Annotated in this window: 16 protein-coding genes and 2 tRNA genes; 14 read left to right on the top strand and 4 right to left on the bottom strand. The window is 55.8% G+C overall.

Going from position 1 to position 14,601, the window contains the following annotated elements:
• Positions 1-19: 19 nt before the first annotated feature.
• The 7 genes from GGE09_RS07895 (at position 20) to GGE09_RS07925 (ending at position 6,130) form a co-directional block, all read left to right on the top strand.
• A complete protein-coding gene (locus tag GGE09_RS07895; RefSeq protein ID WP_309745563.1) occupies positions 20-919 on the top strand; it encodes a DMT family transporter in 900 nt (299 codons plus the stop codon).
• Positions 920-1,124: 205 nt separating this feature from the next.
• Positions 1,125-1,976: an ATPase gene (locus GGE09_RS07900; RefSeq protein WP_309745564.1), complete on the top strand. Its 852-nt coding sequence runs from the start codon at positions 1,125-1,127 to the stop codon at positions 1,974-1,976.
• 30 nt (positions 1,977-2,006) lie between these two features.
• Positions 2,007-2,963: a homoserine O-succinyltransferase gene (metA, locus tag GGE09_RS07905; protein ID WP_309745565.1), complete on the top strand. Its 957-nt coding sequence runs from the start codon at positions 2,007-2,009 to the stop codon at positions 2,961-2,963.
• On the top strand, positions 2,960-3,898 hold the full coding sequence (locus GGE09_RS07910; protein ID WP_309745566.1) for an alpha/beta hydrolase: 939 nt from the start codon (positions 2,960-2,962) through the stop codon (positions 3,896-3,898). The genes metA and GGE09_RS07910 overlap by 4 nt, the downstream gene beginning before the upstream one ends.
• A 79-nt stretch (positions 3,899-3,977) precedes the next feature.
• Positions 3,978-4,427, top strand: a complete 450-nt coding sequence (locus tag GGE09_RS07915) for a hypothetical protein (protein WP_309745567.1) — start codon at positions 3,978-3,980, stop codon at positions 4,425-4,427.
• A gap of 87 nt (positions 4,428-4,514) precedes the next feature.
• Positions 4,515-5,381 carry a polyphosphate kinase 2 gene (gene ppk2 / locus GGE09_RS07920; RefSeq protein WP_309745800.1) on the top strand — a complete coding sequence of 289 codons (867 nt, stop codon included), beginning with the start codon at positions 4,515-4,517 and terminating at the stop codon, positions 5,379-5,381.
• Positions 5,382-5,515: 134 nt separating this feature from the next.
• Complete coding sequence (locus tag GGE09_RS07925; RefSeq protein ID WP_309745568.1) at positions 5,516-6,130, top strand: TetR/AcrR family transcriptional regulator; 615 nt, start codon at positions 5,516-5,518, stop codon at positions 6,128-6,130.
• A gap of 162 nt (positions 6,131-6,292) precedes the next feature.
• On the opposite strand, the gene GGE09_RS07930 is transcribed toward GGE09_RS07925, so the two are convergent.
• Positions 6,293-7,342: an alcohol dehydrogenase family protein gene (locus tag GGE09_RS07930; protein ID WP_309745569.1), complete on the bottom strand. Its 1,050-nt coding sequence runs from the start codon at positions 7,340-7,342 to the stop codon at positions 6,293-6,295.
• A 70-nt stretch (positions 7,343-7,412) separates the two neighbouring features.
• Between GGE09_RS07930 and GGE09_RS07935 the strand changes: the two genes are divergently transcribed.
• The 5 genes from GGE09_RS07935 (at position 7,413) to GGE09_RS07955 (ending at position 10,863) form a co-directional block, all read left to right on the top strand.
• Entirely contained in the window at positions 7,413-7,973 is a 561-nt protein-coding gene (locus GGE09_RS07935; RefSeq protein WP_309745570.1) for a TetR/AcrR family transcriptional regulator, read from the top strand.
• Between the two features lie 15 nt (positions 7,974-7,988).
• Positions 7,989-8,537, top strand: coding sequence for a hypothetical protein (locus tag GGE09_RS07940; protein WP_309745571.1), 549 nt, complete (start codon positions 7,989-7,991; stop codon positions 8,535-8,537).
• Positions 8,538-9,001: 464 nt separating this feature from the next.
• Positions 9,002-9,406: a DUF2852 domain-containing protein gene (locus tag GGE09_RS07945; protein WP_309745572.1), complete on the top strand. Its 405-nt coding sequence runs from the start codon at positions 9,002-9,004 to the stop codon at positions 9,404-9,406.
• A 98-nt stretch (positions 9,407-9,504) separates the two neighbouring features.
• On the top strand, positions 9,505-9,945 hold the full coding sequence (locus tag GGE09_RS07950; RefSeq protein ID WP_309745573.1) for an RDD family protein: 441 nt from the start codon (positions 9,505-9,507) through the stop codon (positions 9,943-9,945).
• Between the two features lie 84 nt (positions 9,946-10,029).
• Positions 10,030-10,863 carry an arginyltransferase gene (locus tag GGE09_RS07955; RefSeq protein ID WP_309745574.1) on the top strand — a complete coding sequence of 278 codons (834 nt, stop codon included), beginning with the start codon at positions 10,030-10,032 and terminating at the stop codon, positions 10,861-10,863.
• Between the two features lie 145 nt (positions 10,864-11,008).
• Here GGE09_RS07955 and GGE09_RS07960 read toward each other — a convergent pair.
• The 3 genes from GGE09_RS07960 to GGE09_RS07970 all read right to left on the bottom strand — a co-directional run bounded on the left by GGE09_RS07960 (position 11,009) and on the right by GGE09_RS07970 (position 12,467).
• Positions 11,009-11,085, bottom strand: a tRNA-Asp gene (locus GGE09_RS07960).
• A 46-nt stretch (positions 11,086-11,131) separates the two neighbouring features.
• Positions 11,132-11,208, bottom strand: a tRNA-Asp gene (locus GGE09_RS07965).
• Positions 11,209-11,684: 476 nt separating this feature from the next.
• Positions 11,685-12,467 carry a DUF4394 domain-containing protein gene (locus GGE09_RS07970; protein ID WP_309745575.1) on the bottom strand — a complete coding sequence of 261 codons (783 nt, stop codon included), beginning with the start codon at positions 12,465-12,467 and terminating at the stop codon, positions 11,685-11,687.
• A 157-nt stretch (positions 12,468-12,624) separates the two neighbouring features.
• Here GGE09_RS07970 and GGE09_RS07975 point away from each other — a divergent pair, with 157 nt between their 5' ends.
• Together GGE09_RS07975 and GGE09_RS07980 are read left to right on the top strand one after the other, a co-directional pair.
• Positions 12,625-13,296 carry a sigma-70 family RNA polymerase sigma factor gene (locus tag GGE09_RS07975; protein ID WP_309745576.1) on the top strand — a complete coding sequence of 224 codons (672 nt, stop codon included), beginning with the start codon at positions 12,625-12,627 and terminating at the stop codon, positions 13,294-13,296.
• Complete coding sequence (locus GGE09_RS07980) at positions 13,293-14,012, top strand: anti-sigma factor domain-containing protein (protein ID WP_309745577.1); 720 nt, start codon at positions 13,293-13,295, stop codon at positions 14,010-14,012. Before GGE09_RS07975 ends, GGE09_RS07980 begins: the two co-directional genes overlap by 4 nt.
• Positions 14,013-14,601 lie beyond the last annotated feature (589 nt).

Consider the following 14,601-nt stretch of genomic DNA (forward strand, 5'->3'; position numbering starts at 1 on the left):
AAAACGTAAAGATTTCAAGATGAGCGATCAACAATCCCAACCGCTTAAAGCCGCCATTTACATGACCGGCGCCATGTTCAGCTTTACGCTGATGGCCGTGTCAGGGCGGGAGTTATCCTCCACCCTTGATACCTTTGAAATCATGACCTACCGCTCGGCAATCGGCGTTGTTGTTGTGCTTGGAATAGCCGCGCTTAATGGCACCCTGACTGAAATCTCGCCCAACCGCTTGAAACTGCACGGGTTGCGCAACCTGTGCCATTTTATCGGCCAGAATCTGTGGCTTTACGCGCTGATTTATATCCCGCTGTCCCAACTCTTTGCCTTTGAATTCACCAGCCCCTTGTGGATCGCCATGCTCGCCCCTTTCTTTCTGGGCGAAAAGATGAGCAGCACGCGCATTGTGTCTTTCATTCTTGGCTTTATCGGCATCCTGATTGTCGCCCGCCCGGAAAGCGCGCCTATCACGCTTGCCACAGGGGCCGCTGCTGCCTGCGCCATTATGTTTGCCTTCACCACAATCGCCACAAAAACCCTCAGCCGGACCGAGCCGACCATTTCAATCATGTTCTGGCTGACTGGCATCCAAGGCGTTCTGGGACTGGCCTGTGCGGGCTATGATCTGGACATTACCCTGCCAACACTCGCCCTGATGCCTTGGGTCATCTTCGTTGCTTTGGGCGGCCTAACCGCCCATTACTGTATCACCACAGCGCTGAAACTGGCCCCCGCCACCATCGTAGCCCCACTGGAATTCCTGCGCCTGCCGCTTGTGGCCGTGGTGGCGTATTTCCTTTACGGTGAACCTTTGGTCATGGCGATCTTCATCGGCGCGGCACTGGTCTTTGCCGCGAATTACCTCAATATCCGTGCGGAAAACAAAGCCAACCTCGCCCGTGCAAACGCCACTGCTGTGTAACGCCCCACCGGCTCCATTTTCCCGAAATATCCCCGCCGGAGGCGCAGGTCACAGCACACGTTCCCGTGGCAGCGGATGCGCGCAAGCAAGACCCGACAATCTTGCCCACAGCCTCCATTCGCGCTAACACCGCGCCAGGACTTGCAAAATCCCCCGTCAGGGCGCAGGTAATTACCACCAGAATTACAGACCACAGGCCGAAGACATGCTTTATAAATCCGCACAAGACTGGCTGAACGCCCCGCAAAAACGCGTTATGTTGTTTGGGATGTCCGGCCTTGGAAAAACCTATGTGTCCAACACGTTGCGGGATTCCGGCTGGTTTCACTATTCCGTCGATTACCGCATCGGCACGCGGTACATGGGCGAACATATCGTGGATAACTTCAAAGCCGAGGCGATGAAAAACCCGTTCCTTGCGGATTTGCTGCGCAATGACAGTATTTTCATCGGCTCCAATATCACCTTTGACAATCTCGCGCCCCTGTCCACCTATCTTGGCAAACCGGGCAATCCCGATCTGGGTGGCATCGGCTTCCCCGAATACTCGCGCCGTCAGACCCTGCATGCACAGGCCGAAACCAATGCCCTGTTTGACACGGTGCATTTCATTGAACGGGCCAAGACCATCTATGGCTATGACCACTTTGTCTGTGACACATCAGGGTCCATGGTCGAGGTCATCAACGCAGACAGCCCGATTGATCCGGTGATGACCGAACTTTGCGAACACGTGCTGCCCGTCTGGATCGAAGGCGCTGACTCGCATATTGAAGAACTCGTAAAACGCTTCGCCAAATCCCCGAAACCCATGTATTACCAGCCGGAATTTCTGGAACAGGTCTGGTCGGAATATCTGGCGAATAACGCGCTAAGCGAGCCCGAAGTTGACCCAGATGATTTTATCCGCTGGGGGTATCGAATGTTGTTGGACCATCGCCTCCCGCGGTATCGCAAAATTGCGGATCGCTGGGGTGTCACGGTCTCGGCTGATGACATGGCGATGGTCCGGTCCACCGATGATTTTACGAAACTCATCGCCCGCACCCTTGCCTGACCTTATAAATCACCTAGTTGGTTTCATCTTATGCCTATAACAATCCCATCCACCCTGCCCGCCTTTGACGTCCTTCAATCCGAAGGCGTTATGGTGATGACCGATGACGACGCAGCCCGACAGGACATCCGCCCGCTGCAAATCGGGCTTTTGAACCTGATGCCCAAAAAGATCGCCACGGAAACCCAGTTTGCGCGGTTGATTGGCGCCACGCCTTTGCAGATCGACCTGACGCTGATCCGCATGACCGAACACCAGTCCAAGAACACGTCCCAAGACCATATGGAGGCGTTTTACACCTCGTTTCAGGAAATCAAACACCGCAAGTTTGACGGGCTGGTAATCACCGGCGCGCCCATTGAACACATGCCGTTTCGCGAGGTCAGCTATTGGGATGAAATGGTCGAGGTGATGAACTGGACCCAGACCAATGTGCTGTCGACCTTTGGCGTGTGCTGGGGTGGTATGGCGATGATCAACCACTTCCACGGCGTGGACAAACACATGCTGGACGCCAAGGCCTTTGGCTGCTTCCGCCATCAGCGCGTGGGCAGAGGCTCGCCCTATTTGCGCGGGTTTTCCGATGATCTGGTGATCCCTGTGTCCCGCTGGACAGAGGTCCGTCAGGATGAGTTGGATCAGGCAGGGCTGCAAACCCTGATTACGTCTGATCAGTCAGGCCCATGCCTTGTACAGGATCCTGACCACCGTGCGCTTTATGTGTTCAACCACTTTGAATACGACAGGGACACGCTGAAACAGGAATACGACAGGGATGTGGAAAACGGCACACCTATCAATGTGCCGATGAACTATTACCCCGATGATGACCCGTCCAAACCGCCGATGAACCGCTGGCGCAGTCACGGGCATCTGCTGTACGGCAACTGGATCAACGAGATTTACCAGACCACCCCGTTTGATATGGCAAAAATCGGGACTAAAGCTGGAACAACAACCGCTCCCCAAACGGACACGCCAAAATGATCCGCAAAGTAGCAGCAACGGCGGGGTTGGCATTTGCGCTGACCTCGGGTGTTGCGGCCTATAAAAGCGCGCGCAACGATGCGCGCGCCACCCGCGACTATCCCCCGATCGGCCAGTTCATCAGTATTGATGGCACCAAGGTCCATTACGTGATCGAGGGCGACGGCCCGCCGCTGGTATTAATCCACGGCGCGGGCGGGAACCTGCGGGATTTTACCTTTCAACTGACAGGCAAGCTGGCCAAAACCCATACAGTCATCGCTTTTGACCGCCCGGGTCATGGTTACACCCAGACCTTGAACGATCAGGGTGAAAGCCTGCAAGAACAAGCCGCCCTTTTAAAGGCCGCCACAGATGCGCTTGGCTATCCAGACGCCATCATCGGGGGCTATTCTTATGGCGGCGCAGTCGCCTTGCGATGGGCGCTTGATTATCCAAATGCCACCAAAGGCGTGTTGTTGATGAATGCAGTGTCAAACCCTTGGGTGGTGCCCCCGTCCAAGCTCTACGCCCTTGCGGCGGCACCCGTCACAGGCGCGGTTCTGGGCACGGCCCTGTCTGCCTTTGCACCAAAATCACTGGTCGAGGATACGCTGACATCCATTTTCGCCCCGAAACCCGCGCCGGACGGGTATCTGGATTACATCGGCGCGCCGCTGACCCTGCGCAAAGTCACCCTGCGCGCCAACGGGCGGCAGGTGAACGGCTTGCTGCCCTTCGTCGAAGAACAATCCCTGCGCTATGGCACGTTAACCATGCCGGTGGAAATCATTCACGGCGCCGAGGATAAATCCATCCCGCCGACAATCCACGCCGATGTTCTGGCCAAACAGTTACAAAACGTGACCTATACCAAGGTCGCTGGCGTCGGCCATTCGGTCCACCACTACGCCCATGACGAAATTCTGGCGGCGGTCGGGCGGCTGACCCGCTAGGGGTGCGCAGCTTTCATTTGCCAGAGCGTGGCGCCCTGCATTAGGCTAACGGCACAAAGCCATTGGACCCATTTCAAATATGCCCCCTTTCCATCATGCCCTGCCTGCTGTTTTTCTGTGCCTCAGCACGTCTGTTGCCCATGCACAAAATCCTGCCACCTATGCGTTTTCGGGTGAGGCAATGAATGTCTCGGTCGGTGTGTCGGATAGGGTGGCTTTGGTGATTACAGATAAAGGAGACCGTGAATTCGCCGTTAGTGGCACTTTCGCCAATGGCGCACTCTTTGGCAGCTTTCGCGCCAGCGGCATGGCGCAGGATGGCTGCGCTCCTACCAAGCTGTGCCTGTCCTTCGACGGCGTTCTGGAAAATCTGCAAGACGGTGGCTTTGATGCGGATACAGTGACCAGCCTGTCGCTAACCCTGATGTTTTCACAAAATTTTACCAATGGCATCGGTACATTCCGCACGGGCGTCCTGCCCAGTTACACCCGCGACCAATATGGCACCTTAAGCCTCAGCGCGCGCTAGACCGCATGCACCGCGCCCCGTTGCACTCTGCCTGCGGCGCGGTCATAGTCGGGCAAAGCAGACGAGGATCCCATGGCCAAAAAATCCCTGAACAAACCCTTTGACGGTGCCATCAGCGCCTTTTTCGAAAGCGATGCGCCCGACGCTATCAGGAAGGCAATCGAAAAGGCTAAAAAGGATGAGGTCCTGAACCCCGACTATGCCTATGACACCCGTATGGACAAGGATGACTACGAAGACACGCTTGCGGATTTGCAAGTGGAACTGGTCAAAATGCAGTCTTGGGTGGCTGAAACAGGGGCGCGTGTGGCTGTGGTGTTTGAAGGACGCGATGCAGCGGGCAAAGGCGGCACCATCAAACGGTTCCGTGAAAATATGAACCCGCGCAACGCCAAGGTGGTTGCCCTGTCCAAACCGTCAGATGCAGAGCGCAGCCAGTGGTATTTCCAGCGATATATCAAGCACTTGCCTTCCGCGGGGCAGATCGTTCTGTTCGACCGCAGTTGGTATAATCGCGGTGTGGTGGAAAAGGTGTTCGGCTTTTGCACTGATGCACAGCGGGCCCATTTCTTTGCCCAAGTGAACCCGTTTGAAGCGATGATTTGTGACGACGGGATACTCTTTTCAAAAATCTGGCTGACAGTCGGGCGCGCCGAACAGTTGCGCCGCTTTCTGGACCGTGAAAGTGACCGTCTGAAGCAGTGGAAACTATCGGGAATTGACGTCAAAGGGCTTTATAAATGGGACGAATACACCCAAGCCATTGCCGAAACGTTTCAGGCATCCCATTCCGAACATGCGCCGTGGACGGTGATCCGCTCCGATGACAAACGCCGCACCCGTCTGGCCGCCATCCGCTGCGTTCTGGGGCAAGTGCCTTATGACGGAAAAGATCAAAAACTGGTCGCAACTCCTGATCCAAAAATCACAGGCGGGCCGGATTTTCTGTTGTAAATCAAGCGCGATCCGCGCGAACGCCATGCGCATCCGCTAGGGTTTGCCCCGAACACGCCCCCCAATCGCCGCTTGATCCACCGCCCCCTTGGCGCTATCTCGCAGCAGATCAGTATGAAAAGGCAGCGCAGACTTTGGCCCGTAAAGGATACCATCACGGCAACCTGAAAGAGGCTTTGATCGAGGCAACAATCGCCCTGATCGAGGAAAAAGGCCCCACAGGGTTCACCATGGCCGAGGCTGCAAAACAGGCAAATGTCTCCGCCGCCGCCCCCTATCGCCATTTTTCAGGCCGAGAGGAAATCATCGCCGAAATCGCCCGCCAAGGGTTCGGAATTTTCGCCGACCTGATGGATTTCGCCTATCACAAGGGCCAACCCTCGGCCCTGACCGCATTTGAATCCGTGGGGCGCGCCTATCTGGCCTTTGCCCGCAAATACCCCGGCTATTATATTGCGATGTTTGAAAGCGGCGTGCAGATCAACGCCAACCCCGAACTGGCCACTGTCGCCAACCGTGCCATGAACGTGCTGACCCAAGCCGCCGAAGACCTGTGCCGCCACCTGCCCGCCGAAAAACGCCCCCCCGCCAGCATGATCAGCCACCACATCTGGGCCATGTCCCACGGCGTGGTCGAACTGTTCGCCCGCGGCGAACCCGGCGCCCGCTCCCCGTTTTCCGCCGAAGACCTGCTGGAAAGCGGCATGGGCATCTACCTGCGCGGCCTTGGGGTGCTTGAGCGGGATTAAGTTGGGTGGGCGGGAGTTGGTTGCAGCCCGAAGCGGGCATGGCCATTTGACACATTAGGCTCGAAGCGGTCGTTCGCTGCACTTTGCATAGAGGTTAACACTGCGGGACTTAACTGCCTTTCAGAAACCAACCGCCAAGGTCGGCTTTACCAGTACGGCGGTCTATTGGTCCAGGTTCAGAACGATCTTACCGATGTGCCCCTTCTCGCCGAAGGCGTCCTGAGCGGCATTGATCTCGCGGAGTGGATAGGTTTCGGCGACCAGCGGGGCTATGTCGCCGCGTTCTATCAGTTTGACAAGGTTTCCGAAGACCTCCGGTTCCAGAACAGTGCAACCGAAGAAGCTCAAATCCTTGAGATAGAGCGTGCGCACGTCCAACTCGACAATCGGTCCTGCAATCGCCCCGGCGACGGCGTAGCGGGCGCCGGGGCGCAGTACGTCCAAAAGCGACGGCCATTTCGGGCCGGCGACAAGGTCAATTACCGCATCGACCTGTCCCGCGCCAAGGGCGGACAGGTAATCCGCATCCCGGTCAAGAGTCTGATCCGCGCCGAGAGCTTTCAGTTTGTCGGCCTTGCTGGCGCTCGTGACCGCTACGACCCGTGCACCACGCGCCGACGCCAGTTGCACAGCCGCCGATCCCACTCCGCCGGAAGCCCCTGTCACCAGCACGGTTTCGCCTGACTTGACGGCGGCGCGTGTCAGCATGTTTTCGGCGGTGGAATAGGAGCAAGGGAACGAAGCCAACTCGAGGTCGCTAAGGTTGCTTTCAACGCGGTAAGCGTGCCGCGCTGCGACGCGTGTATACTCGGCAAAGCCGCCATCGCATTCGGACCCGAAATACCAAGGCGTTTTCAAAGTCTCGCCATCAGCCTCGCGGATACAGGGTTCGATCAACACCCGTTCACCGACACGCGCAGAATCGACCTCATCGCCCACGGCGACGATGTGCCCGCACACATCCGCACCCTGAATGCGCGGAAAGGACAACGCCTTGCCCGACCAGCTTGCATCGTCGCTTTCGCTGTCGCCTTTCGAATACCACGCTGTTCGGGTGTTGATGTCAGTATTGTTGACGGCGGCGGCGCTGACCCTGACCACCACATCCCGCGCACCGGGCGTCGGCACGGACAGGTCGTCACGCCATTCCAGTTTCTCGGGTCCGCCGTGTCCGGTCAACATGACGCCGCTCATTTTGGAAGGCAATGACATTGGTGGGCTCCTTTGGGTAGAATGATAACTCTACTTGCTGACGTAGAGGGATCGCTCTACTAAGTCAAGGATGACGGATATTCAGAACCAGATTGATGCCGGGCTGGAGCGCGCTTTTGCAAAACATGGCTTTGCCGAGCCCAACATAGAGACCCTTCGCAAAGCGACGGGGGTAAGCCTTCGCACACTCTATAAATACGTTCCCTCGCGCGACGTGATGATCCTTCGGGCGTTGGAGCATCGGCACTGGCGGTATATGGCGCATCTCTTTCCTGAAACCGAGAACGCGGACCAATTGCCTTTTGCAACCATCGTTGATCGCGTTGCGCAGTGGATGAAGACGGAAACAACGCACGGCTGCCTGTTTCACGCAGCTGTCGCTTCCTCGCCTCAAGATGAAGATCTGCGTAGGCTGCTTAATCGTCATAAGGCAGAGATGGCCGACCGCGCCGCCAACGCGTCAGGGTTGACTGGCCGCGAAGGAGAAATCTCGGTCATTGTAGAGGGATTGATGCAAAGCTGGCCCCTGCGCGGCGAAGAGGCTGTGAGTGCGGCAAAAGCACTGGGCGCGCTCATTTGCGGAGGCGAAGGCCAGCAACTTCATGAATTAAAGAGCCGGAACCAAACTTGATACGGGAGAGCAAAAATGACGCAGAAAGTACTGGAAGACCTTGTCGCGCAGATTCGTGAAGCAGCGGCATCCGAGGATCGCAAATCGGCCATTCGCGCACGGCTGCAAGACAGCCAGACACGTAAGGATCTCTTGGCAGATGCAATCACCGCCTTGGAGGAGGATGAAGTCATGTTTTTCGAAGACGAGACCTGCTCGATATGGACTTGCCGGTATGACCCGAATGTCGTCTTTGCACCGCATGAACATGGCATGGGCGTGCATATTGCCGTCTATCGCGGGACCGAGGTCGAGGTGCTGTATAAACGCGAACCCGGCAAGCTGCGCCACGGCGGCAACACTCTGGTCAAAGCCGGTGACGTCGTGCGACTTGGCCCCGAGGCCATCCATGCGATCACGTCTGATGGTAGTGAACAAAGCATCGCCATCCACGTCTACGAGGGTCCACTGACGCAAATAGAACGCTCGCTCTTCGACTGGACTACCGGTGAGGAGGTGGAGTTCAGCATGGAGAACTTTTACGCCATGGCACGCCGCAAGGCGGATATGGATGAATTCTGCTGACGCAACGTCCATTAGGCCATACTACCGCCCATTTGCGTCGATTAGTCTCCTTTAGATAACGTTCGTTTTTGGCCTCTGGCTTCATAGCAGGCATTCGCCGCAATACAGAAATCCGGTAAAGTGGGCTCGTTGCCGCCATTCGCTGCGGACGGCAGCAAGGTCGGCTCTGGGCCGAGCCCGTGACTTTTTCTGCGCATATTTACCCTTAGCGTTAGGAGGCACAGAGCAAGGTCACGGCCGCTTCTGACCGCCCATTCATCGAATTTTTCAAACGGCATGGCCAACCACTCTCAGCCTACTCGCGCCTCTAACTTCTTTATCCACCTCGCCACCCCTGTCCGACTCCCCCCTTTTCCACTCATTCAATAATTTTCTACACCCAGCTCTTGACTTTCGGCTTGCAGACCCAAAATATGTAAATGTAATTAACATTCACATTACGCAACCCAGAAAGGACACTTCTTATGTCAACGCCCGCAACTTGGTTTTATTCTACTGAAAGCTGGCTCGATGAACGGGGCAAAGGGGCTTGGTTGGCCGCTATGATCCTTGGTTTCATATTTCTTTGGCCCGTTGGGCTGGCAATCCTCTTTTACATGATCTGGAGCAATCGTATGTCGGGTTCTTTTTTCTGCAACCGTTCGTCCAAAAAAATCAGTCGCCGTCGGGCGGATCCGCAGTCCTCTGGCAATCTGGCGTTTGATGCGTATCGCGATGACACGTTGAAACGGCTGGAAGACGAGCAAACCGCCTTTCAATCTTTCCTGCAACGCCTGCGCGACGCCAAGGACAAGACGGAATTCGACCAGTTCATGAACGAGCGGGCCCGCGATGTGGCACCCCCTGCCCCCGCACCCGAAACCGTCTAAGACCGGCTGTTTCATCTCGCACCCCAAGGCCGATCCTTCCTCTTGGCCTGACCGCGCCGCCCTTGTAAAAGGGGGGCGCCCTTTCCATATGAGCCATTATGCAAAACTCTCATCTTCCCGATCCGCGCCTTGATGCGCAATTTTATGACGGTGTTTCAGCCAAGCGGCTGGTGGCCTGGGCCATTGATGTGATCGCCGTTTTAGGCATCTGTCTGGCCTTTATCATTGCCAGCCTTGGCCTGATGGCGTTTATTTTTCCGGTTTTGGCCTTTGTGGCCAACCTTGCCTATCGGGTTTTCTGCATCAGCAAATGGTCTGCCACCCTTGGTATGCGCGTGACCGGAATAGAGGTACGTAATGCCGCGGGTGATCGCCTGACAGGGGCACAGGCGTTTTGGCATACGGGTTTGTTTATATTTGTCTTTATGTCTGGGCTTGGAATCATCGCCAATATCCTGTGTATCTTGCTGAATGAGCGTGGACAGGGTCTGCATGATCTGCTTTTAGGAACGGCAGTGATCAACCGCCCAGCGGAATGATCCCGCCTACGCTAGAATAGCGGGTTGCAAAAACAGACCCACCCGCGCTAGGCTGAATTCCGGACGAATACCCAAGGGACACACATGCGCCATACATTGCCATTGGCACCCCAGTTTTATGTGACCGCGCCACAGCCCTGCCCCTATCTTGACGGGCGGGTGGAGCGTAAGCTGTTTACAGCGTTGCAGGGGGATCATGCCACGGTTTTGAACGATGCGCTGTCCAAACAGGGGTTTCGTCGTTCGCAAAATGTACTGTACCGCCCGTCATGTGCGGATTGTAATGCCTGCTTGTCTGCCCGCATCCGTGTGGCCGATTTCAAGCCGCGCCGCAGTCACCGCCGCATCCTGTCCAAGAACAAGGACCTGTCCCGTCAGGCCACCAGCCCCTGGGCCACAGAAGAACAGTTCGACCTGTTCCGCACCTATCTGAACGCCCGTCACGCGGATGGCGGCATGGCGGATATGGATGTGTTCGAATTCGCCTCTATGATCGAGGAAACACCCGTGCGCAGCCGCGTGGTGGAATACCACAGCCCCGCCACAGGCAAACAGAAACGGGATGCACTGACGGCTGTCTGCCTGACAGATGTGCTCGAGGACGGGCTGTCGCTGGTCTATAGTTTCTTCAATCCGGACCTACACTCCCGTTCGCTTGGCACCTATATGATCCTTGATCATATCGAAATCGCACGCGAAGCCGGCCTGCCCTATGTCTATCTGGGCTATTGGGTGCCAGGCAGCCCCAAGATGCAATATAAAGCCAGCTTTGGCGCGCTTGAGATTTTCATCGGGGGCAGCTGGCAGGCGATGGATAATCCCGAAAGCTTTAAGCTGGACACCCATCCTTTGGCACAAGACCCGATCCCTGAACAAGTGGCGGGAATTAGCCTGCCAGATGCGCTGACCAAAAGCTGACCAAACCTGCGATTCCAGAAATTGATGGCGAAGGCGTGGTTTCCAAGCGAACCAGCGCGCCCGTCTACACGACCTTACCCCGCGACCAAACTTATGTCCTGAAAACACAAAAGCGGCCCCGAAGGACCGCTTTTTATGTTTTGGGTGGCGCGGTTGACGGGGCTCGAACCCGCGACCTCCGGCGTGACAGGCCGGCACTCTAACCAACTGAGCTACAACCGCACTTGGTATTTGCATACCGTGGCGTCTGCCATCCCAAACGTTTCAGTGGCGCGGTTGACGGGGCTCGAACCCGCGACCTCCGGCGTGACAGGCCGGCACTCTAACCAGCTGAGCTACAACCGCGTACTGAATCTGCGCCCCACAACGTAAGGCGTGAGCGGGGTTTTAGGTGTCTATGTTTACCCCGTCAAGCGCTTCTGCACCCCTAATTGTTATATTCTTTCCAAAAGCCTTTCGAGTTTATCACGAAACCCGTTTTACCGCCTTTTTTAACTGGCAAATCCGATAAACTATTGGCCCCGCTCAAAAGTTGAAGTCCCCGCGATATGACAGAGGTTAAACGCGCTACTTACAAGATTAAAACCGGGAATCTAAGGCCGCACCATGCAGCAATCCTGTTCCAAATATGCGGCGGCATTAGGCTGGATACTTTGAACCGGACGAAAGCTGGACCATTTTGCTTTTGGCTACGACCAAGACACATTCCCTGCGATATCTTTGAAAGTTATGCCACAGTAACGCACAAGAGGCACAAGCTCGGTACCAAGGCGCAACGCGACCCGTGTTACGGCCGCGTTGCACGTTAAGCTTGCAACGATTTACATCGCTGGCAGAATAGCAATGTCGCGGATCATGCCGTCGACACCCTCAATCATACCTGTCTGTGTGGCAGCACCTGACTTCAGGTCTACGGAATACAGCGTATTGCCGTTTACCAACCATGCCATGTTTTCCATCTCGGCAGTTGTCTGGATATCGAATGCATAAGCTGCTTTTGGTGCATCAATACCCAGTTTGCCAATGGCGCCCAATGTTCCGTCGTTCGGTGAAACCTGCTGGATTACGGCAACGATTGTGGAATCAATGTCGAACATCGCAGTTTTACCTGGTTTGCCATAGCTGTTGATGTAAGCGGCAGCAGCGATGGCAGGCATTTCGCCTACGTGCATGTCGCCTTCTTGCCAGTCAAGGCTGCCGTCCACAGTCACAGCACCGGAATCAACGTCAACGCGGTGGTTGGTTGTGCCAGTCATAAAGCGCAGTTTATCCGCCATCGGGTTGAAATCAACGATTACAGGCTGGTCGGCTACGGGCAGCGGCGTGTCCATTACGGACATTTCTGTCGCAGCACCCGTGGCCAGATCAATGCTGACAATCTGCATGTCAGGTGTGACGCCAACCAAAGTTTTGTTGGAGGGGCGCAGGTCAAGACCCAGCAGGCTGTCTACGCCGGTCACATCCATTGTGCCCGACACGGCAAGTGTTTCAGTGTCGAACATCACCAGTGTTTTGTCACCGACAAGGCCAACGGCAGGCGCGGCAGCGGCGGCTGAAAGTGTCATAGTCAAAGCTGTGGTCGTATAGGCTGCAATGCGAAGCATGGTCAAATTCCCTTAGTTTGCTCTTCAAAAGTACGGCGGTTGTCGCCGTCCATAATTCGAAGACACGTGAACGCGGAAACTGGATGCAACTTTCTTTGAAAAATTTGCATCCGCATCGCTTCGCCCCGTGTCTTCCTTAGTGAAAGAGGTTAATTTAATGCAGAATTCGTTAGCCATAGTAGATGGACCACGACAGGCCTTACCCTTCATGATGGGGGAATTGCCGATCATGACGCAGGACCTAAGGAAGGACCCCGCCTTGACCAAAGATACGGACGCACAAGCGCGATCCAACTTGCTTTTGCGCGCCCTTGCAGATTGCGCCGCTGGCAATCAGGCTGGTGTGGATGCAATTCTCGCCAGTGAAGGCGGGCAATTGTTGGGCGTTGCTTACCGCATCCTTGCCCGCCATGATCTGGCGGAAGAAGCACTGCAAGATGCGATGTTACAGGTTTGGCGCAAGGCGAAACAGTTTAACGCAAGCACTGGCTCTGCGCGCGGCTGGATCTTTGCAATCTTGCGCAACCGGTGCCTGAATATTTTGCGTGATGGCAAACGGCTAAGCACATTGCCCCCTGACGAACTTGCAACTCTGCAAGACAGCCGCCAAAGCATCGTACCCGAAGAGAACTGGGAAATCCTCGCCGGAGCGAGCCGCATACGCGATTGCCTTGGCGGGTTGGACAGCCAAAGCCGCCATATCATTCTGCTAGCCCATGTTGCAGGCTTCAGCCATGCAGAAATATCAACCCGTCAGGATGTGCCCCTTGGTACGATAAAATCCCTAATCCGCAGAGGGTTGCACGCCTTAAAGGAGTGTCTGACATGACCAATCTATCAGACGAAATTATCGCCCTTTCAGATGAATATGTCCTTGGCCTTTTGTCGCCCACAGAAGCTGCGCTTCTGGAAGAGGTCATGGCGCGTGACATCGAACTGGCACACCGCGTCGGCAGCCTGCGCGACCGGTTGCTGCCACTGGACCTGTCTGCGGCGCCAGTGGACCTGCCCGATGGGTTCACCGCGCAATTGGGCGATCAGCTTAGGACCAAAGACCAATTAAGCAGTGTTCAAACGGCAACTTCAGTACCGCCGGAGCCTGCAAACCTAAACGTCGCGCCCAAAAAATGGGTCACCGGCCTGCTGGCGGCCTCTATTACAGGTCTCGTCTTGGGGCTCGGCTTCGGGTGGATGCAGCCTATGCCAGAACCAAAGGTCGTTGCTGTATTGCTGGATGCAAACGGGGTGCCACAAGCCGTCGTAGACGATTACGGTGACGATACAGCCACGGTTCGGTTTGTGGCAGATATTTCTGTCCCCGCTGACCGGACTTTGCAGGTTTGGACCCTTCCCTCTGCCGATATGGGGCCGCGCTCCCTTGGCGTGTTAACCGGTGCAGCCGCAACACAATTGACCTTTGAAGATTTGCCGGACCCGGGTGCAATGCAACTTTACGAAGTCACGCTTGAACCCCTTGGCGGCTCTCCGACCGGCCGCCCCACGGGACCGATCATCGGAAAGGGCTTCGCTGCGCAGCAAACATGACCTGCAATTGGATCATTGGCGAATACTAAATCCCCAAGGTATCATACCGGAGTGAATGCCATGTGATTATGCGGGCTTAAACCCTGCATCCACCCGCCGTTTTGAAGCGTATCGCACTCCGGTCTAACCCGCGGGATCTTTACCGCTTCACCAAGTCAATATCCCTTTTCGCGAGAACGCATCATCCGAGGTTTCCGCTGTTTCACATCCTCTGCAACATTCTTGGGCAATCAGTCATTTTCAACGGCCCATCGGAATAATGACCGCACTGTGGCGAGATCATCATCGCTCACTGTCTTCGCAGCTTTGACTCCCATAAAGCCTTTGTGACCGCCCCTGCCCAAGCTGAAGCTGCACCACCGCCCTTGGGGACCGCTTCGCAGCCTTCCGATGATCACCACACAAGGCCATTCGCAATTTAGTCTAGCCCATGATTCCACGTAATTCTTTCAGAACCTCCAAGCGCGCATGGTAGCGGCCGTTGCGGTTAAGCAAATTCCTAATTCTGCGTGCCATGCCTTTCTCCGCAACCTAAGTTGCAGCCCCAGAAACGCATAAAACCCCTGCATTGCAGAGGCTTTTATGATCT

The sequence above is a fragment of the Roseobacter sp. N2S genome (assembly GCF_031454055.1).
In the GTDB taxonomy this organism is placed as follows: Bacteria; Pseudomonadota; Alphaproteobacteria; order Rhodobacterales; family Rhodobacteraceae; genus Amylibacter.